Here is a 19,119-nt window from a genome sequence, read left to right as displayed (position 1 = left end):
CCGGTGCCTTCTGCGCAATTACTGCCCAGAGATCCGGTCGATGACAATCTTCGGTGTCAGGAAAATCAATAATTCAGTTCGTTTGTTAACAACTGCCGTTTGTTTGAAAAGATAACCCAGAACCGGAATATCTCCAAGCAGTGGCACTTTATTAACGTTATTTGAAATCGTCTGGGTATAGATACCGCCGATCACCACCGTGCCGCCATTTTCAACCTGTACCTGGGTCTGGACATGCTTGGTATTGATTGAAACGCCGCCAGGAACGACCACGCCCACACTGTCATTGGTTACATCCACTGTCAAAATGACATTGCCGTCCGGGGTGATCTGCGGGGTCACTTCCAGCTTCAGGTTGGCCTTCTTGAACTCGACCGAGGTAGCGCCGCTGCTAGTTGCATTTTGGTAAGGGATTTCAGTACCTTGTTCAATCAAGGCCTTTTGCTGATCCGCTGTAACCACACGTGGGCTGGAGATGATCTTGCCCTGTCCGTCCGCCTCCAGAGCCGACAACTCCAGGCTGATGAATTTCGACGCAGCAGAATTGAACAGAGTCAAAGCCACCGAACCCGCTGTACCAACACTCGGATTAGCCGGCAAATTCACCGAATTCCCTGAAGTTAGAGGAATAGTGCCCGTCGTGGTCGTCGCATTTTGCGTACCTCCGGAGGAGACGTTCTTGCTATTGAAGCCAAATCCAAGCTTGGCGCCAAGGTTACGGCTGAAGCCATCATTCGCTTCGACCATACGTGCCTCGATCAAGACTTGCCGCGAGGCGACATCGATTTTTTGAATCAGATTGCGGATGCTCTGCAAGGTGGTCGGTGTATCGGTCACGAACAACTGATTGGTGCGCGGATCGATCACGGCGCTACCGCGGCTTGATAAAATGGAATTCTTCTTCTTGCCAGCCCCGCCGCCGGTATCATCGATCCCGAATACTTTCTTGAAAGCTTCGGCTTTCTGATAATTCAGTTGGAATGACTCGGTACGCAGCGGCTCCAGCTCGGCAATTTGCGAGCGCTGCTCAAGCTCCAGCTTTTCCTTGGTCAATAATTCGTCTTTCGGCGCGATCCAGATGACCGAACCGTTTTTACGCATATCCAGGCCCTTGGCTTGCATCACGATATCCAAAGCCTGATCCCAAGGAACGTCTTTCAGGCGCAAGGTCAGATTGCCGCCGACGGTATCGCTGGTAATGATGTTCAGGCCGGTGAAATCGGCAATCACCTGCAACACCGAGCGCACTTCCACGTTCTGGAAATTCAAGGACAGCTTGTCGCCATGATAACCTTGGGTACCTTGCGCCAGCTTGTTCGGATCTTCCCTGAGCGGCTTGACTTCGATCACCAGCTGGCTGTCGCTTTGATAAGCGCTTTGTTCCCAAAGACCTTTCGGCTCGATGATCATGCGTACATTTTCACCCTGTGTCACAGTCGTGATGGTCTTGACCGGTGTACCGAAATCACCGACATCGAGCTTGCGGCGCAAGACATCCGGCAAACTGGTCTTCAGGAAGTCCACCACAATCGTCTGGCCTTGCTGGCGCACATCGACAGCAACCTGGGTGTTCGGCAAATCAATCACGACCCGGCCTTCACCGGCAGTGCCGCGACGGAAATCGATATCGCGCAGGGCCGGTTTGCCGTTTAACAAAGGCGCTGGCGCTGGGGCTCCGGCTACCGCTGCCGCTCCGGCTACCGCTGGACGAACCGGCATGCCAGCAGCATTGACCGGGGTTGCCAGAGCGCCGGAACCGTCGATGGTGACGATCAAGGCATTGCCGTCCATCGCGGTGGCATACGACAAGGAGCGTTTCAGGTTGAATACCAAACGTGAGCGATCGTCAGCTTGCGCCACGACCACATTGCGCACGTCGCCCAGGCTGATGTCTTGCGAGGTTTTGCCGGTGGCGTTGCCGACGCCGACAAAATCAAAAGCGATGCGGGCTGGACTAACCACCGAAAACGCCGTTGGCTGCGCACTTAAAGGACGCTTGAAACTGATCTTGACGATGACGTTGGCGCCCTGCTGATTGGCACTGATCGAAGTAATGGCATTATCTTCGGCCGCCATTACCGATGTTCCGATTACCAGCAAACACACCAGCGCAACAAACATCAATACCTTCTGTCGCATCACGCTCAGCCGGCTTACGCTCAGGTTAACGAATTTTTTTCCTGCTGCAATCATTTTGTGCTCTCCTGCAACGCTAACTTGGCTTCGCGCTCGACCCATTCGCCGGACGCATCTTGTACGATTTCTTTCAAAATTACTTCGGACTCAGTGATCTTGGTAACCATGCCGAAATTCTGCCCCACGTAATTCCCCACCTTGGTTTGGAACACGGTCTTGTCGACTTGCAGCAAGCCATAGCTCAAACCCACTTTTTGCAACGTTCCGACCATCTTGATCGTATCCAGTGGATAGTTTTCGAGCGTTTCACGGCGGCGATCCAGGTTTGGCTTCAAGCCGGTCGAATTACCGTGCAATTTGGCCAGTGCCACCAACAGCTTGTTGGGGTTGTACGGATCGACGCTGGTCGCGCCGGCATACGTAAAGGGAATGAACTTCTTCGGTTCGGTCAGCTTAGGAATCCCGATCTTGGTATGGCTCTTGACGTCGGCCATCCACTCCTTCAGATCCGGTAAGCCGCTGTCACCACAACCTGACAAAGTTGAGATGAATACGACAAAAAATGTCACCTGGGTCAGACGCCCAATGCGAAAAAACGTCATTTTTGACCTTTCTGCTTAGCTTCATCGGTAGCCTTGCGTTGCGCCACCACTTCGTCCTTATCCAGGTACCGGAAGGTCTTGGCAATCGCGTCCAGGCTCAGCGTGCCATCCTTGCCGGTTGCCAGATTCATGTTATTCAGGGTTACGATGCGCGGCAGGTTGGCGATGTCGCTGGCGAACGAACCGACATCGTGATAATTGCCGGTGACCTTGATATTGATCGGCAGCTCGGCGTAGTAATTCTTCACTACCACCTGGCCCGGCTTGAACAATTCAAACTGCAGTCCGCGTCCCAGGCCAGCCTGGTTGATATCGGACAGCAGTGCGTCCATCTCCGCCTTGCTAGGCAATTGCTTTTCCAAGGTGGCGACGTAATCGGCTACCTGCAGCTTTTGCTTTCGCAATGCTTCCAGATTGATGGCTTGCTGGACTTTCGACTTGTACTGTTCTTTCAGTTGCACTTCCTGCTGTTCACCAGCGTTAAGCTCATCTTTCTGGTCACTCCAGTAAAGAAACCAACCCACCAGCAGCACCAGCAGAAATACCCCGACGCCGGATAAAACACGCGGGACTATCGGCCATTGGCCTGGATGGCGGCCGTTCAATCCACGAAACTGCGCGCTCAGCGAGGCGCCCAAATTATTCAGATCCGTCATTTGGCGTCTTTCAAAGTTGCTTTTGGTGCCCCTGCAGCACCGCCGGCGGCCGCAGCAGCTGCCCCGGCTGCCGCAGTTTTTGGCGTTGCAGCGGTATCTTTAGCGTCCTTGTCAGACGGCCGTTTGATGCCGACATTCACGGTGAACGCGAACACATGCTTGCTATCGCGGCCAGTGCCGATATTGGCGGAACGGATCTCGATCAGGTCGGGCCGCTCCAGCCATGCTGAGTTGTTACCCAAATTACGCAGCAATTCAGACACCCGCTCATTCGACTGCGCATAACCATTCAACGCCACCCGCTGACCTTCCTGCTTGAAGGAATTCAGATAGACGCCTTCCGGCACCTGCTTGACCAATTCATCCATCAGATACACAGGCTGATTGCGATCGCTCTGCAGATCTTCCACGGCTTGCTGGCGCGCCTTCAATGCCTCGATTTCCTGCTTGAGAGTGGCAACTTCCGCGATCTCTCCGTCCAGACGCTTGTTTTCTGCCGTAATAAAATTGTTGCGCTGAGTCTGGTTAGCGATACTGTTAGCGATAAATGCGCCGACCACCAACACCGTTATCAAACCGATAACTGCGGATAGCGCCAGCATGGCGAAATAAGCGTTCTTGCGCTGTTTGCGCTTGGCTTCGCGATGCGGCAGTAAGTTAATCTTGATCATCAGCCAAACCTCCGCATGGCCAGACCGCAGGCAACCAGGTAAGACGGTGCATCCATGCGCAATTGTTTTTCTCTCACGTTCGGCCCCAGTTGCATGCCGGTAAACGGACTGACTACCGAGGTGGAAATCTTGGCGCGTCCCGCCACCACTTCAACCAGGCCGGGAATAGTGGCGCAGCCGCCAGCCAGGAACAACTGGTCGATGCGGGTGTACGGAGTCGAGGTAAAGAAGAACTGGATGGCCCGCGTGACTTCCAGTGCAGCGCTCTCCAGGAACGGGTTGAGGACCTCTTGCTGATAGCCGTCAGGCAGATCGCCGCTGCGCTTTTTGGTATCCGCCTCTTCATATGACAGGCCATAGGCGCGCACGATGTCCTGCGTCAGCTGATTGCCGCCGAACGGCTGCTCGCGCTCATAGATCAGCTGGCCGTCCAGCAAAGCCGATACATGCGTGGTTTGCGAGCCGATTTGAAACAGGCCGACAATCTGCCCTTGTCCGGCTTTCGGCAATTGCCCGATGATGCGATTGATCGCCGCGCGCGCTGCGTAGGACTCGATGTCCATCACGGTAGGCTTGAGGCCAGCCGCCTCCGCCACCGCCACACGGTCCTCGACCTTTTCCTTACGGGTCGCCGCCAGCAGCACTTCAACGTCGTCCGGCGAATGCTGCGCCGGGCCGATAACGTCAAAATCAAGGCTTACCTCATCCAGCGCAAACGGAATATATTGGCTCGCTTCGGATTCGACCTGCATCTCAAGTTCTTCTTCCAGCATGCCGCTGGCCAGAATGATCTTTTTAGTAATCACCGATGCCGGCGGCATGCCCAAAGCGACCAGCTTGGTGCCGGAGCCGCTTTTTTTCCACAGTCGCCGCACTACCTCCGTGACTTGCTCGATATTTTCAATGTTGCCATCCACCACTGCGCCACGCGGCAATGGTTCCGAAGCGAAGCGATCAAGACGCAATTGATCCTTACCCGTCTCGGACAGCTCGACCAGCCTGACGCCCGACGTACTAATATCAATCCCCACCAGAGGCGGGTTCTTTTTACCGATCAGCGATCCAAGATCTAATGCCAAGAGCATTTCTCCCGAGTATGTATTATTTGGGGAACATTCTGCCTGCAAGGCGATCCCATTAGCGGGATTCCGTCTCGAAGTTAGGAAAAACCTGTAAAACAGGGCTTACAGCAATGTTAAATTTTATAAGGTGAAATCGTAGCAATAAGAATGCGGTGCTGTAAAGAAATTTCCACATGGCAATTGTTTAAATAGTACTAAAATAGACGCCGCAGCGACTCCACTTAACCTAATTTGTTTTTCACCGACAATTTCTGTCTGAATTTCGCAACGCAGCTTGCTGTTCATCAAGAACGCATGATGCAGAGCAAGTTTTGAGCCAAGGGCGCATTGAAAGACAGTTAAAGGATAGTTCGGGGAAATTCGAGGACAATCCGGAGGTAAATCGAGAACAATTCGGCAACAGTTCAGCGTATTACCTAACGAGCGCCAGACGCTGTGCCGCTATAATGCGTGGCATCCATCTTTCATAAAACACATCGCATGACGCCACCAGACACAGCCAGCGACACCCGGCAAACCACTCCCCCTTCGCGCCGTCGCCTGCCGCTGTTGCTACGGTTGGTACTTGGTTTTTTCGGGATTATTGTCGGTTTGGTGGTTATCGGCTGCCTGACTTTTTTCCTGATGCTGGCGATGGCTTACCCGAATTTGCCGGAACTGGATTCGCTGACCGACTACAAACCCAAGATTCCGTTGCGCATTTTCTCGGCCGACGGCGTCCTGATCGGCGAATTCGGCGAAGAGCGGCGCAGCCTGGTGCGCATCAACGAGATTCCCGATGTGATGAAGAAGGCTGTGCTGGCGATCGAAGACGATCGTTTTTACCAACATGGCGGAGTCGACTATCAGGGCATCTTGCGCGCCAGTTTTTCCAACCTGACCGGCGGTGGCGGCGGTGCCAGTACCATCACCCAGCAAGTCGCCCGCAATTTTTTCCTGACCAGCAACGAGCCGACCTTCTTCCAGAAAGCGTCGCGCAAATTTCTATATGAAATTCCGCTGGCATGGAAAATCGAGCGCAACCTGACCAAGGACCAGATTCTTGAGGTCTACATGAACCAGATTTATCTGGGCCAGCGTGCTTACGGCTTTGCTTCGGCGGCGCAGATCTATTTCGGCAAGAAGCTGCAAGACATCACCACCGCCGAAGCCGCGATGCTCGCCGGGTTGCCGAAAGCGCCATCAGCCAACAATCCGGTCGTCAATCCGAAACGGGCTACAGTGCGGCAGCAATATATCTTGCTGCGCATGCTGCAGCTGGGCTACATCACTCCAGCGCAATACGAACAGGCCAAGAACGAAACCTTGCACATCAAGAGCGGCGCCAGCGAGTTTGGCGTGCACGCCGAATTCGTCGCCGAAATGGCACGCCAGCTGGTGTACGAGCAGTTCAAGGAAAATACCTATACGCGTGGCCTCAACGTCTTCACCACCATCACCAAGGCCGACCAGGACGCCGCTTATATAGCGCTGCGCCGCGGCGTCATGGATTATGAGAAGCGACGTGGCTATCGGGGCCCGGAGGGTTATATGGATATCCCGGACGGCACCAAGGAAGAAGCCGAAGACGCGATCGAAGTAGAACTGGCAGACCATCCTGACAGCGATGAAATCGTGGCGGCGGTGGTACTGGAGGCAACCCCGAAACTGGTCCGTGCACTACTGTCCTCGGGTCAGGAAATCAGTATCAGCGGCGCCGGCCTGAGCATCGCCACAAATTTGCTGAGCGACAAAGCGCCGCCGCAACGTAAAGTCAAACGCGGCGCCATCATCCGCGTCATGCTGGAAGGAAAAAACTGGAGTATCACCCAGATGCCGGCAGTGGAATCGGCCTTTGTCGCCGCCGACACCAAGGATGGCGCCATCCGCGCCTTGATAGGCGGGTTCGACTTCAACCGCAATAAATTCAATCACGTCACGCAAGCCTGGCGCCAGCCGGGTTCGTCATTCAAGCCATTCATTTATTCCGCCTCGCTGGAAAAGGGCTTGTCGCCGGCCACCATCATCAATGATGCGCCGCTCACCTACGGCGGCGGCCAGACCGGCGGCCAGATCTGGCAACCGAAGAACTACGGCAACAAGTACGAAGGTCCGATGAGCATGCGCCGTGCACTGACCAAGTCGAAAAACGTGGTCTCGGTGCGCATCCTGGATAGGATCGGTGCCAAATACGGGCAGGAATATGTGACGCGTTTTGGTTTTGATGCTGACAAAAATCCGCCATACCTGACACTGGCCCTGGGCGCCGGCGCAGTGACGCCGCTGCAAATGGTGGACGGTTATGCCGTCTTCGCCAACGGTGGTTATAAAGTCAGTCCCTACATCATCAGCAAGATTACCGATGCCGATGGCAATGTGTTGTCGCAAGTCCATCCGGAGATCGCTGGCGACGAAGCCAACCGCATCATCGATCCGCGCAACGCCTTCATGATGGATAGCATGATGCGTGACGTCGTGCGCTACGGCACCGCAGTCAAGGCGCTGTCGCTCAACCGTACCGACCTGGCCGGCAAGACCGGCACCACCAACGACTCGCTGGATGCCTGGTTTGCCGGTTATCAGCCATCGCTGGTGGCAGTCGGCTGGATGGGTTACGATCAGCCGCGCAGCCTGGGCGACAAGGAGACCGGCGGCGGCCTGGCGCTGCCGATCTGGATCAGCTTCATGCAACAGGCGTTGAAGGGCGTGCCGATGGAAGACCGCGTGGTGCCGGAAGGCTTGGTGCATTCCGGCGGCGAATACTACTACGCTGAATACCCGCCGGGCATCGCTACCCAAAGCCTTGGCGGCGGCAGCACCGCGCCAACGGAAGAAGAGAAAGCCAGGGACGAAGTCAAGAACGAATTGTTCTGATCGATATGCAGGGGGCAAGCTTGATTGCCCACCCTGCGTTTCAATTCGAATACAGGTCCAGCAAGCGCCGGGTTCGGTCGTTTCAAAAATATGTGGTGCAGCCTTGATCAGCTGGATCCGTTTTAAATCAAGTGGTGCTTCATGCCCGGAATCCTAGGTAACCGGCGCCGCCTCTGGCACAACAGCAGGCTTGTCGTCAGGCACTGCCGCAGGTTCGCTGGCAGGCTCGCCGACAGGCTCTGCAACGGGAGTAGCGGGCGCTGAAGTCGACGGCGCCACGGCAGGTAATTCCGGCATCGGCGCGGTTGCCGCTGGCGCAGGTTCCATTGCAGGCAATTCGGTTTTTGGTGTGTTCGCTACGGGTTCGACAACAGGAATTGCTGGCGTCGTAGCTACGGGCTCAGCAGCAGGAATCGTTGGCGTCGTCGTGACGGGCTCGACAGCAGGAGTTACTGGTGTCGTAACTGCAGGCTCAGCTGCAGGAATTGCCGGCGTCGCAGTGACGGGCTCGACAACAGGAATTGCTGGTGCCGTAACTACTGGCTCGGTTGCAGGAATTGCCGGCGTCGTAGCTCCAGGCGCCGCAGCAGGAGTTGTTGCAGGAGTTGTTGCAGGTGTCGTTGCGACAGGCCCGGCAGCGGGAGTAACCGTCGCGGCTGGTACGGGTGCCACAGGAGTGCCTGCCTTGGCAGCGGCTGCTTCTTGCTCGCGCTTGATCTGGGCCACCAATTTTTTTTCACACTCATCTTCGCTGTCGCAGGGAGTGACGAAGGTTTTCCCCTCCCACCAGCCGCGCAATTCATAAGTGCCATTCTCGGTTCTTCTGCCCCTGCCTTCGTTCAGCATCTCCTGATATTGCGGATGCGCCGGCGGAAACGTCATGATCCCGTAGCCCAGTTGGCGGCCGCGATGCCACATGCCGTTATAAACCGAGCCGTCAACAAAACTGGCCTTGCCCTCGCCCTCCGGCAAGGAATCGATAAACATGCCATCAATACGATTGCCCGGTTCTTCGACGCCGGTAGTGTGACCGCGTATTTTCCCTTGCTCCATGGTGCCGGTCAGTTCCGCCACCTGCTTGTTGTTACTCAGCCAGCGTACGGTTCCCGGACCTTGTGCAAAATTATTTTCGCAGCGCCCGCTCCAACGCGCTGTGACGTCACTCGCGATCTCTCCAGCGCTCCAGACTTTGCAGCCGTTGGTGGTATCCGCGGCCCAGTGTCTGGGCGCTTCGGCCGCGCCGTTGCTGACCGGATTGCCGATTGGATTGTTCTGGTTGGCCGCAGCGGCCAAGGCGGGAGCGTTGGCCGCCCCTGCCAGTTCGATTGTCGCCAGGAATGCGCTTGTCAAAAAGATGGCGCTCGCCCGGCGCCACTGTCGATAGCCGCCTGGCTTGCCGTCGCCGCAGGCAGATCCCCAAACACCTGGTTCTTCCGAATCCCTGACTATTATCGTGTCCATTGGTCGCTATCGATAGTTGAGAAGCGTTGAACAACTCTTCTTGATGCAGTTCTTGCGAACCTTCAAATCAAGCCCGTGGTACAGCTGGCGAACGAATGTATCAAAACAACATTGCGTTGTTCATATCTTACGACAAATGCACCGCGAGAAATCCTTTGCCTGACTATACCGGCAAGAAAAATTTACAGCGCTATCGCTACGCCGCCCTGGGCACTGATCATCGCCGACAAGGCCGTAAAGAATTCTGAACCGTCGCGTGTATTGACCCAGATATCGCCTTTTTGCTTGAAGTGGAAGCCGCCGGATTTTGCGGCAATCCATAATTCCTGCATTGGCGCCTGGCTATTGACGATAATCTTGCTGCCATTGTCGACGAACTCGATCTCCAGCACGTTGCCGCTACGGCTGCACTCGACATCCAGATCGGTATTATCGGCGGCATGCTCCAGCGCCGTCTCGATCTTGCCCAAGGCAGCCTCTGCCGCAGCCAGGAATTCTGATTCTGTCATGCTACACTCCAATCCGTTTCGTTAAACTGTGATTCTAATCCGTGAAACCCATTTTTGATTTGTCGCGCATCACCATGATCGCCGTGATCCCGGTTACGCTCAGCCTGGCAGCATGCGGCCAAAAAGGCCCGTTGTTCATGCCGGCCAAGCTACCGCCGCCTGTGGTCAGAACTGCACCGGCGCCAGCTAAGCCAAATGTTACCCCTGAGACATCTGGCGAATCCGCCGATCCAACCTCCGCGGCGCAACCGAAAACCATAGTCACTCCAACAACATCTGCCCCCAAATAAGCTGCCCTATGTCGTATTTTTCATACAAGAATGGCGTCCTGCACGCTGAAAACGTCGCGCTCAGCGCAATTTCGCAGCAATTTGGCAGCCCCACTTACGTCTATTCCAAAGCCGCACTGGTCGCCAATTTTTCAGCTTACGCCGATGCTTGCAAACAACACAGCCGTGAGCCGGATGGCGCGCTGATCTGTTATTCGGTCAAATCCAATTCCAATCTGGCTGTGCTGCAATTGCTGAATCAGCTTGGCTCCGGTTTCGATATTGTCTCAGGTGGCGAATTATTACGTGTAATCGCCGCCGGCGGCGATCCCTCCAAAGTAATTTTTTCCGGCGTCGGCAAATCGCGTGAAGAAATGCGCCTGGCCTTGTCGCATGACATTCTTTGCTTCAACGTTGAATCGATCCCGGAACTGCATCGCCTGAACGAAGTTGCCGGCGCCATGGGTAAGCGCGCTGCCATTTCGCTGCGCGTCAATCCTAACGTCGATGCCAAAACCCATCCTTACATCTCGACCGGCCTCAAGGAAAACAAATTCGGGGTGGCGTATGAGGACGCCCTGTCGTGCTACCGGACCGCTGCCGCGCTGCCGCATATCGATGTGGCCGGGATCGATTGCCATATCGGTTCGCAGTTGCTGGACGACGCACCCATGCTGGAAGCATTGGACAAGTTGATTGAACTGATCGACCAGCTGGCGAGCGAAGGCATCCACTTGCACCACCTGGATATTGGCGGAGGCATCGGCATTACCTATGACGACGAACAGCCGGTCGCCATCGGCGATTACCTGGGCCGCCTGTTTGCCCGGATCGACGCCTGGCGCCAGCAAAAATACCAGGGTGCGCCGATCAAGGTGATGTTTGAACCGGGCCGTTCGATTGTCGGTAACGCCGGCATCCTTCTTACCGAGATTCAGTACCTGAAACATTCGGAAGCGAAGAATTTTGCGGTGGTCGATGCCGCCATGAACGACTTGATGCGGCCGGCAATGTACCAAGCGTGGCACGGCGTCCAGACCGTCATTCAACGAGACACTGCGGCGCAGACCTATGACGTGGTCGGCCCGGTGTGCGAGTCGGGCGACTGGCTGGCGCGCTCCCGTTCGCTGTCGATCGAAGCAGGCGATTTGCTGGCGCTGATGTCAGCCGGCGCTTACGGCATGACGATGGCTTCCAACTACAACACACGCGGCCGCGCCGCTGAAGTGATGGTGGACGGCGCGCAAGTGCACCTGATCCGTCAACGCGAGAATCCAGCCGATCTGTTTGCCCTGGAATCACTCATATCGCCTTAATCAAATCAAAGAAACAGGAAGACCATGCGACAGCTCGTGCTCACTGCCATATCTTCCTGTTTTCTGATGCAAGCCGCACATGCCAACCATCCGTTGGTGACCGACGACACCAACACCCAGGATAGCGGCAATCATCAGCTGGAGCTGAACACCGACTGGTTGCGCCAGAACGAGGTGCATACGCATGTGGCCAACTTTACCTACAGCTATGGTTTACTGAAAAATCTCGATATCTACGTCAATCCACCCGCAACCCTGTCACAGCCCTCGGGCATCAATGACATTGCACTGGGCGTGAAATGGCGGCTGCTGGAACACGATGACTTTAGCCTTGGCGTGAAGCCTGAGATAACATTCCCGAGCGGCGATCCCAACCGTGGCCTGGGACGAGGCGCCACTAGCATGTCGCTGACGCTGATCAGCAGCTATCAAAACGGCGACTGGGCCTTCAGCGGCAACCTGGCCGCGTATTACAACCGGTATCGCCTGGCTACCGATCAGCAAGCCAACCGCACCATGCAGTGGCGTTTATCGGCGTATGTGCTGTATGCGCTTAATCCCAAATGGAGCGTGGCTCTGGACGGCGGCATCCTGAGCAATACCGAACGCGCCAGCGATACCGGCGGCGACCCGCATTCGAGTAGCAATCCGGGCTATGTACTGACCGGGATAGTCTATTCGCCAACGCCGAATCTCGACCTCGATCTGGGACTGAAATTCGGCATCGGCTGCGGTCCTTGCGCGGCCCAGACCCATCGTCAGGTCGGCGTCGGGGTGACCTGGCGCTTCTGAACGGCGGCAGGCGATCTTGCAGCGCCGCCGCCGCGATTGCGCCAGGCATACCACACTCGCACCAGCAGCAGCGCGCCGACGATAGTCCCAAACAGAATCGGTTTTTCGAAATTATGCTTGCCGGCGCGCATCCACCAGAAATGCAAGATACCCAGCATGGCAATTGCATACAGGCTGCGATGCAGCCATTGCCAGCGCTTGCCGCCGAGGCGGCGGATCATGCCGTTGGTGCTGGTGAGCGCCAGCGGTATCAGCAAGACGAAAGCGATGAAACCAACTGTGATGAAAGGACGTTTGACCACGTCTTTGAGCATCTCCGCAACATCGAAGAAATGATCGAACCAGAGAAATGTCGTGAAATGCAGGCTGGCATAAAAAAAGACGAACAAACCCAGCATGCGCCGTAACTTGATGAGCCAGTTCCAGTTGGTGAAACGACGCAACGGCGTTACGGCCAAGGTGATGCAGAGGAAATAAAGGGTCCAGTCGCCGCTGCTGCGCGTGATGAATTCGATCGGATTGGCGCCCAGCCGATCGGTAAAGCCAAACAGCAGCAGCCTTGCAGCCGGCAGCAAGGCCAACGCAAACAGGGCTACTTTAAGGCACTTGAATTGTCTTGGTGTCGGATTGAACATGCGGCGCATTCCAGGTCTAGAAGTACTTCTTCAAGTCCATGCCGGCATACAGCGAGGCAACCTCGTTATAGCCGTTGAACATCAAGGTCTTGCGCTTCTTGGTGAAGAAACCGTCTTCACCGATGCGGCGTTCGGTCGCTTGCGACCAGCGCGGATGATCGACGCCGGGATTCACATTCGAATAAAACCCGTATTCGCGCGCCGCGGCAATATTCCATGCCGTCCGCGGCTGATCCTTGACGAAGCGAATCTTGACAATCGACTTGGCGGATTTGAAGCCGTATTTCCAGGGTAGCACCATGCGCACCGGCGCCCCGCTTTGGTTCGGCAATACCTGGCCATACATGCCCACTGCCAGCAAAGCCAGCGGGTGCATTGCCTCATCCATGCGTAAGCCCTCGACATACGGCCATTCCAGCACCGGGCTGCGCAAACCCGGCATCTGGCGGTTATCGGCGAGGGTTGTGAATTCAACGTACCTGGCGTTGCCGGTCGGTTCCACTTTCTTGATCAGCTCGGACAAGGAGTAACCGATCCAGGGAATCACCATCGACCACCCTTCAACACAGCGCAGGCGGTAGATCCGTTCTTCCAGCGGCGCCAGTTTCAACAGGCTGTCGATATCCAGCGTCATTGGCTTCTTGACTTCACCTTCAATCGCTATCGTCCAAGGCCGCGTTTTGAGGTTGCCGGCATTTTCGGCAGGGTCGGATTTTTCGGTGCCGAACTCATAGAAATTATTGTAGGTAGTGGCGTCTTTATAGGGCGTCGCCTTGTCCATCACGACATAAGCCGGGTTGGCCTTTGCGGCCAGTTTTTGCCCACTGCCGGTGCCCGCCTGGGCGAAGGCATCGCCAGTCGTCAGCTCCAGCAGTGAGCCGGCGCCGACTGCGCCTACGGCAATTTGCTTGATAAAGCTGCGGCGGGATTCAAATACTGCTTGCGGGGTGATTTCGGAAGCGAACGGTAGATCGATTCCGTTGGGGCGACGATACAGCGGCATGCGGCTCTCCTGTGAGGTAGATAGAACTTAGTCACTCAGACTGACAATTCCTTACAAGGAGGAGCGCAGAAAAATCGCTTATCCGGCGATATTGATATGGTCGTGCAGCTCCGCCAATCGGGAAATGATTTTTGCCTGCGCGGGGAACTGCGCTTTAACCTGGTCAGGCTGCAGCGCAAATACCTGCATGCCGGCAGCAACACCAGCCTGTACTCCCGGCAGGCTATCTTCGACTACAGCGCAACGGGAAGGTTCTACACCCATGGTTTTGGCGGCATGCAGGAACAGGTCCGGCGCCGGCTTCCAGGAAGATACTTCATAGGCGCTAAAGATACGACCTTCGAAATAAGGCCACAAGCCGGTGACGCTAAGCGATACTTTTATCTGGTGCAACGGCCCGTTGGACGCCATGCAAAACGGTACCTTGAGGGATTTCACCAGCTCCAGCGCGCCTTCAATCGGCTGTAGGCGCTGGTGCAAAACGGGGGCGATACGGTCGCGCAGGACTTTGGTGAAATCGACCGGCAGAGCGCGGCCGAACATCCGTTCCAGTTCAGTCACGCAATCCGCCATCTTGCCGCCCTTGAAGCGCGATAATGCTTCGTCGGCCGACAATGGCATGCCCAGCTCCGCCAGATAAGCGACCATCACATCGGTCGCGACAGTTTCACTGTCAACCAACGTACCGTCACAATCGAAAATCACCAAATCCACTGGCACCATGTCTGCGTCCGCTTGTGCCTTTACCATCGGATCACAATTCTCCGTAAGAATGCAGGCCGGACAGGAACATGTTGACGCCAAGGAAGGCAAACGTCGTCACCAGCAAGCCGATCAGCGCCCACCATGCCCCGACCCGTCCGCGCAATCCCTTCATCAGGCGCATATGCAGCCACGCTGCGTAGTTGAGCCAGACGATCAGGGCCCAGGTTTCTTTCGGATCCCACGACCAGTAGCCGCCCCAGGCTTCTGCTGCCCACAGCGCGCCGAGAATCGTGGCGATGGTGAAGAAGGTGAAGCCGACGGCGATCGCCTTGTACATCACGTCGTCCAGCACTTCCAGCGTCGGCAGGCGATCAACCAGGTAGCCATGCGATTTCAGCAGATACGCCACCGCCACCATCGCCGACAGCGCAAACGTGCCATAGCCGATGAAGTTGGCCGGCACATGGATCTTCATCCACCAGCTTTGCAGCGCCGGCACCAGCGGCTGGATTTCCGCCGCATCGCGCGACACCATGTACCACAGCAGGAATCCTACCGCAGCCGAAATCACCAGCAACACGAAAGCGCCGAGCTGGCGGGTACGGTAGTGATGTTCGTAATACAGGTAAAACAGGGCGGTAATCAGGCTGAACAGAACAAATACTTCGTACAGGTTGGAAATAGGGATATGACCGATGTCGGCGCCGATCAGGTACGACTCGTACCAGCGCACCAGCATGCCGGTGAAGCCCATCACCACCGCAGCCCAGCACAGCTTGGAACCGATCGATGCGCCAAAATCAGAGCGCGTGACCAAGCCGCCCCAGAAGAACAAGGTCGACAGGAAAAACAGCGTGCTCATCCACAGAATCGCGGACTGACTGGAAAGCAGGTATTTCAGGAAAAATTTCTGGTTCGACATGTCGAGCGCGCCGCCATACATGGCGATCGCCGACAGCGACAATACCGCCAGCAAAGCCATCAGCCAGCGCACCGATTTCCAGTGCCAGCCGAGCCAGGAGAAAGTCGGCGCAGCCAGCAGCAGCACACCTTTTTCGTAATAATCCATGTGGCTGCCATAGCGGTACAGGGCGAACAGCGAAGCGGCCACCAGCGCGATGGCAAACAACCAGTCGATCGCAGACAGTCGCTTGATAAAGCTGCCAGGGGGGGAATACGTTTGCGTCAGTTCCATCATTTTCTCCATTGCATTTCAAGCAAACTCAGACAACCCCGGCGTCTTGACGACCCCGTCTTGACGACCCCGTCTTGGCGACCCCGTCTTGGCGACCCCGTCATTCCCGCGAACGCGGGAATCCATCTTATGGTGGAACCTGGATCCCCGCGTTCGCGGGGATGACGGTGGATTTGAATTCACCTTAAGCTTCCGATTGCTTCAATTGTGTTTTCAACACTTCAAATTCTTTTTCAAAGTCCAGCGTCTTGCGCTGCGAACTCATCGCCATCAATGCATGCGACTGCCCTTCTGCATTCTTGTCCGGACGCACCCACACCCACAACCTGCGCTCACGCACATACAGCATCGAGAACACGCCCAGCACCAATAACAGGCAGCCCAGATACACCACCTTCTTGCCCGGCGAACGGGTGACCTGGAATACCGATGCCTTGATCTCGTCAAAACCAGTCATCTGCAGATACACAGGGGCATTATAGAAGCTTGCATCCGACAGTGCATTGGTACTCAATTGCAAGAAGCGGGCATGCTTGTCATCGGCCGGCAGTTCCTTCAACCCGTCTTTCTCACGCGCAACCTGCCACAGATCCCACATGCTGCCGTTCAGGATCTTCATGAAAATGTCTGCCGCCTTTTCCTGCTCCTGCGGCGGTACTTGCTCCAGGAATTTGGAAATCGCCATGTATCCAGCTTCTTTACCGTCGCCCGCAAACAAGGACAAGCCACGCAAGGCCGATTGCTCCAACTGGACGCGCAAGACGGCGATGCCTTCGCGGCTTTCGGGAATCGCACGCTGCGCATAGCGGTGTGCCGCCGCTGCGCGCAATTCCGGATTCAACAGGGCCGCCCGCATGCGCATCCATTCTTGCACCGAATCATTGTCATCGGCGGGAATCCGCAAATAACGGAACGGCTCGTCCGGCGTATCGCGCACGCCGGCCAGGAACACGTAGGCATCGTCAACCTTGATCGATTGCATGTAGTTGCTGAACTCGCGGGCCTGGCCAGTCTTGTCGCGCAATTTATATTGCACGCTTGGCCCGACGTTCCTCAGATCTTTCTTGTTGGCACTTTTTGCTGCATTGCCAAGATGATTGCTCAAATCGTCGCTCAGGCGCTGATTGAGACTCTTGACCTTGGTCACGGCACGCAGATCGTCACCTGACTGAGCCATATTTTCCACGTTAAACGGGCGGAAACCAGACCATTCAATCGTATAGTCGGTATTACCGTTATTGGCTAACGCCGGGTTGGCTAAAGGCGTGGTGCCATTGACTTCGCCGGTCACCGGAAAGCTGGTTTCGCTGCTGCCGGCCATCGGATAGGCCGTCAGCTTGAGTTTGCTGCCACCGTCTTCGAAACTCGATTGATAGACCGCTATACCCTTGTAAATCAGCGGTTGGTTAACCTTGATGGTTGCCGGGAAAGTATGACCGTCGGCGTTATCCCTGATCACGACTTCACTGGCGAACAGCTTCGGCATGCCGGTGCTATAAAAATCGATGATGAATTTCTTCAGTTGAATCGTGAACGGCAAGTCCTGAATCATCACACCGTCTTTTTGCGGGATGATGGCGGTGCTGCTGGCGGAGCCTTCTGGAATCAGGGTATTGCCACGGAATGTAGGATTGCCCAGTCCCAAACGATGTTCTTCCGGGATTTCAGCGATGATGCCGTTGCCGTTAAATGGAGTTTTGCCATAGAACCATTGCTGCGCACGTATCGGCATGTCGGAATCCAGCAAGCCGCCGACACAGATGATCACGATCGCGCTATGGGCGAAGATATAGCCCCATTTATTGGCGGCGCCTTGCTTGGCCGTAATCAGGGTGGCATTGTCTTTCGCTACCAGCTTGGTCTTGTAGCCCCTGGCGGCAATCCGTGCGACCAGTTGCTGCGTCAGCACGGCAGGCGCCGTAGCAGAAGTCCACTCGGCTTTATGATGGAAATTACGCAGCGATTGCTCGCGCACATTTTCGCGCCAGCTGCGCATGTCCTTCAACATCTTGGGTGCATTGCGGGCGATGCACAACGAGGTGGAAATCACCAGGAATGTCATGATGAGCAAAAACCACCAGGATGAATATACTGCGTACAAACCCAGCTTGCCGAAGACTTCAAACCAGAACGGGCCGAACTGATTGACGTAGTTCGGCATCGGTTCGTTTTGCTTGAGCACCGTGCCGATCACGGAGGCGATGGCGATAATCGTCAGCAAGCTGATGGCGAATCGCATCGATGACAATAATTCAACGGCGTCCGCCAGCCAGCGCCGGTTGGTTTTCAGCTGTATGCCGGCCGTCGTAATCTCGCCGTCCTTGATTTCGTTGTTACTTTTGCTCATAGCCAATTCATCTTTTTGAAAAGAAAAAGGGGTGGCCTAGGCCACCCCTGAATGCATGTTTTATTATTATTATTTTTACTTCAGGCCGGCGATGTAGTCAGCTACCGCTTTGATTTCATCATCAGACATGCGCTTGGCGATCGTCGTCATCATCGGTCCGTTCTTGCGGACGCCGTCGCGGAAATTGGTCAACTCAGCCACGGTGTAGTCCTGATGCTGGCCACCGATGCGCGGAAACTGGGCCGGGATACCGGCGCCGTTCGGGCTATGGCAACCGGCACAGGCCGGAACGCTCTTTTCGGCAATCCCGCCGCGATAGATCTTTTTGCCCAGGTCCAGCGTATCCTTACTCTTGGCGGCGCCCGATTTGGCCGGCTGCGCATCCAGGTAAGCGGCGATATTTTTCATTTCATCGTCGGTCAACAGCTTGGCCAGCGGCGACATGATCGGATTGTTCCGGTCGGCACCTTGGAAATTGGTCAACTGCTTGTGGATATATGCCGCGTGCTGGCCGCCCAGTTTCGGGTTGGTGCTGATGGTCGAAGCACCGGCTGCGCCGTGGCAAGAGACACAAGCGGTAATGTTGCGCGCTGCGTCGCCGTTGGTATACAGTGCTTCGCCCTTGGCCGGATCCGCTTTGGCAGGCCCGGCATTTGGCGCGTCCGAAGCATAAGCCACGGAGGAAAGCGCTAGCACTGCAACGAAGAAAGATGTCACTACTGGAAAAAACGCACGGTTCATTCAAACACCCTGAGACTTGATTTTAGAATTCGGTGGCGACGAAGCTGACCGGCTGAGCACCATCAATTGATCGCCTGGCTCCCAAAGGCTATCGATTGCGTATAAGGCAAAGCTAAGCAGAACAGCAGTACATAACCCCTTATTGT

17 protein-coding genes are annotated in these 19,119 nt (G+C 55.7%); 4 read left to right on the top strand and 13 right to left on the bottom strand.

Annotated features, from left to right (window positions below; translation table 11 throughout):
- Positions 1 to 18 precede the first annotated feature (18 nt).
- Genes KHU29_RS07965 through KHU29_RS07945 form a run of 5 tightly spaced genes read right to left on the bottom strand, consistent with a single transcriptional unit; the run spans position 19 to position 5,144 of the window.
- Positions 19 to 2,193, bottom strand: a complete 2,175-nt coding sequence (locus tag KHU29_RS07965) for a type IV pilus secretin PilQ (RefSeq protein WP_425514453.1) — start codon at positions 2,191 to 2,193, stop codon at positions 19 to 21.
- The gene (locus KHU29_RS07960; RefSeq protein WP_211452272.1) at positions 2,190 to 2,738 is read right to left on the bottom strand and encodes a pilus assembly protein PilP; all 549 of its coding nucleotides are present in this window, start codon (positions 2,736 to 2,738) and stop codon (positions 2,190 to 2,192) included. The genes KHU29_RS07965 and KHU29_RS07960 overlap by 4 nt, the downstream gene beginning before the upstream one ends.
- Positions 2,735 to 3,394, bottom strand: coding sequence for a type IV pilus inner membrane component PilO (locus KHU29_RS07955; RefSeq protein WP_211452271.1), 660 nt, complete (start codon positions 3,392 to 3,394; stop codon positions 2,735 to 2,737). The genes KHU29_RS07960 and KHU29_RS07955 overlap by 4 nt, the downstream gene beginning before the upstream one ends.
- Complete coding sequence (locus KHU29_RS07950; RefSeq protein ID WP_211452270.1) at positions 3,391 to 4,065, bottom strand: PilN domain-containing protein; 675 nt, start codon at positions 4,063 to 4,065, stop codon at positions 3,391 to 3,393. Before KHU29_RS07950 ends, KHU29_RS07955 begins: the two co-directional genes overlap by 4 nt.
- Positions 4,065 to 5,144 (bottom strand): pilus assembly protein PilM, encoded by a 1,080-nt coding sequence (locus tag KHU29_RS07945; RefSeq protein WP_246541685.1) that lies wholly within the window; start codon positions 5,142 to 5,144, stop codon positions 4,065 to 4,067. The genes KHU29_RS07950 and KHU29_RS07945 overlap by 1 nt, the downstream gene beginning before the upstream one ends.
- A 483-nt stretch (positions 5,145 to 5,627) precedes the next feature.
- Between KHU29_RS07945 and KHU29_RS07940 the strand changes: the two genes are divergently transcribed.
- On the top strand, positions 5,628 to 8,000 hold the full coding sequence (locus tag KHU29_RS07940; protein ID WP_246541682.1) for a penicillin-binding protein 1A: 2,373 nt from the start codon (positions 5,628 to 5,630) through the stop codon (positions 7,998 to 8,000).
- A gap of 153 nt (positions 8,001 to 8,153) precedes the next feature.
- Here the strand turns inward: KHU29_RS07940 and KHU29_RS07935 are convergent, their stop codons facing one another.
- Together KHU29_RS07935 and cyaY are read right to left on the bottom strand one after the other, a co-directional pair.
- On the bottom strand, positions 8,154 to 9,461 hold the full coding sequence (locus tag KHU29_RS07935; RefSeq protein ID WP_211452268.1) for an MORN repeat-containing protein: 1,308 nt from the start codon (positions 9,459 to 9,461) through the stop codon (positions 8,154 to 8,156).
- Between the two features lie 182 nt (positions 9,462 to 9,643).
- Entirely contained in the window at positions 9,644 to 9,970 is a 327-nt protein-coding gene (gene cyaY, locus KHU29_RS07930) for an iron donor protein CyaY (RefSeq protein WP_211452267.1), read from the bottom strand.
- 41 nt (positions 9,971 to 10,011) lie between these two features.
- Between cyaY and lptM the strand changes: the two genes are divergently transcribed.
- Genes lptM through KHU29_RS07915 form a run of 3 tightly spaced genes read left to right on the top strand, consistent with a single transcriptional unit; the run spans position 10,012 to position 12,347 of the window.
- Entirely contained in the window at positions 10,012 to 10,260 is a 249-nt protein-coding gene (gene lptM / locus KHU29_RS07925; protein WP_343216039.1) for an LPS translocon maturation chaperone LptM, read from the top strand.
- An 8-nt stretch (positions 10,261 to 10,268) separates the two neighbouring features.
- A complete protein-coding gene (gene lysA, locus KHU29_RS07920) occupies positions 10,269 to 11,555 on the top strand; it encodes a diaminopimelate decarboxylase (RefSeq protein WP_211452266.1) in 1,287 nt (428 codons plus the stop codon).
- 24 nt (positions 11,556 to 11,579) lie between these two features.
- Complete coding sequence (locus tag KHU29_RS07915) at positions 11,580 to 12,347, top strand: transporter (protein ID WP_211452265.1); 768 nt, start codon at positions 11,580 to 11,582, stop codon at positions 12,345 to 12,347.
- On the opposite strand, the gene KHU29_RS07910 is transcribed toward KHU29_RS07915, so the two are convergent.
- From KHU29_RS07910 to KHU29_RS07885, 6 genes are all read right to left on the bottom strand, one after another.
- Positions 12,314 to 12,982: a protein-methionine-sulfoxide reductase heme-binding subunit MsrQ gene (locus KHU29_RS07910; protein WP_211452264.1), complete on the bottom strand. Its 669-nt coding sequence runs from the start codon at positions 12,980 to 12,982 to the stop codon at positions 12,314 to 12,316. The genes KHU29_RS07915 and KHU29_RS07910 overlap by 34 nt on opposite strands.
- A 16-nt stretch (positions 12,983 to 12,998) precedes the next feature.
- Positions 12,999 to 13,985: a protein-methionine-sulfoxide reductase catalytic subunit MsrP gene (msrP, locus tag KHU29_RS07905; protein WP_211452263.1), complete on the bottom strand. Its 987-nt coding sequence runs from the start codon at positions 13,983 to 13,985 to the stop codon at positions 12,999 to 13,001.
- 78 nt (positions 13,986 to 14,063) lie between these two features.
- On the bottom strand, positions 14,064 to 14,735 hold the full coding sequence (locus KHU29_RS07900) for an HAD family hydrolase (RefSeq protein WP_246541679.1): 672 nt from the start codon (positions 14,733 to 14,735) through the stop codon (positions 14,064 to 14,066).
- Positions 14,736 to 14,739: 4 nt separating this feature from the next.
- On the bottom strand, positions 14,740 to 15,885 hold the full coding sequence (ccsB, locus tag KHU29_RS07895; RefSeq protein WP_211452262.1) for a c-type cytochrome biogenesis protein CcsB: 1,146 nt from the start codon (positions 15,883 to 15,885) through the stop codon (positions 14,740 to 14,742).
- Positions 15,886 to 16,069: 184 nt separating this feature from the next.
- Positions 16,070 to 18,232 carry a cytochrome c biogenesis protein ResB gene (locus KHU29_RS07890; RefSeq protein ID WP_211452261.1) on the bottom strand — a complete coding sequence of 721 codons (2,163 nt, stop codon included), beginning with the start codon at positions 18,230 to 18,232 and terminating at the stop codon, positions 16,070 to 16,072.
- Between the two features lie 75 nt (positions 18,233 to 18,307).
- The gene (locus tag KHU29_RS07885; protein WP_211452260.1) at positions 18,308 to 18,973 is read right to left on the bottom strand and encodes a c-type cytochrome; all 666 of its coding nucleotides are present in this window, start codon (positions 18,971 to 18,973) and stop codon (positions 18,308 to 18,310) included.
- Between the last annotated feature and the right edge of the window lie 146 nt (positions 18,974 to 19,119).

Origin of the sequence: Collimonas antrihumi (genome assembly GCF_018304965.1) — a bacterium.
Lineage (GTDB): Bacteria > Pseudomonadota > Gammaproteobacteria > Burkholderiales > Burkholderiaceae_D > Collimonas > Collimonas antrihumi.
This window is presented reverse-complemented; position numbering and strand designations above follow the sequence as displayed.

Coding starts and splice junctions, on each gene's coding strand:
- KHU29_RS07965 (WP_425514453.1), bottom strand. CDS start 2,193: ATGATTGCAGCAGGAAAAAAATTCGTTAACCTGAGCGTAAGCCGGCTG.
- KHU29_RS07960 (WP_211452272.1), bottom strand. CDS start 2,738: ATGACGTTTTTTCGCATTGGGCGTCTGACCCAGGTGACATTTTTTGTC.
- KHU29_RS07955 (WP_211452271.1), bottom strand. CDS start 3,394: ATGACGGATCTGAATAATTTGGGCGCCTCGCTGAGCGCGCAGTTTCGT.
- KHU29_RS07950 (WP_211452270.1), bottom strand. CDS start 4,065: ATGATCAAGATTAACTTACTGCCGCATCGCGAAGCCAAGCGCAAACAG.
- KHU29_RS07940 (WP_246541682.1), top strand. CDS start 5,628: ATGACGCCACCAGACACAGCCAGCGACACCCGGCAAACCACTCCCCCT.
- KHU29_RS07935 (WP_211452268.1), bottom strand. CDS start 9,461: ATGGACACGATAATAGTCAGGGATTCGGAAGAACCAGGTGTTTGGGGA.
- cyaY (WP_211452267.1), bottom strand. CDS start 9,970: ATGACAGAATCAGAATTCCTGGCTGCGGCAGAGGCTGCCTTGGGCAAG.
- lysA (WP_211452266.1), top strand. CDS start 10,269: ATGTCGTATTTTTCATACAAGAATGGCGTCCTGCACGCTGAAAACGTC.
- KHU29_RS07915 (WP_211452265.1), top strand. CDS start 11,580: ATGCGACAGCTCGTGCTCACTGCCATATCTTCCTGTTTTCTGATGCAA.
- KHU29_RS07910 (WP_211452264.1), bottom strand. CDS start 12,982: ATGTTCAATCCGACACCAAGACAATTCAAGTGCCTTAAAGTAGCCCTG.
- msrP (WP_211452263.1), bottom strand. CDS start 13,985: ATGCCGCTGTATCGTCGCCCCAACGGAATCGATCTACCGTTCGCTTCC.
- KHU29_RS07900 (WP_246541679.1), bottom strand. CDS start 14,735: ATGGTAAAGGCACAAGCGGACGCAGACATGGTGCCAGTGGATTTGGTG.
- ccsB (WP_211452262.1), bottom strand. CDS start 15,885: ATGGAACTGACGCAAACGTATTCCCCCCCTGGCAGCTTTATCAAGCGA.
- KHU29_RS07890 (WP_211452261.1), bottom strand. CDS start 18,232: ATGAGCAAAAGTAACAACGAAATCAAGGACGGCGAGATTACGACGGCC.
- KHU29_RS07885 (WP_211452260.1), bottom strand. CDS start 18,973: ATGAACCGTGCGTTTTTTCCAGTAGTGACATCTTTCTTCGTTGCAGTG.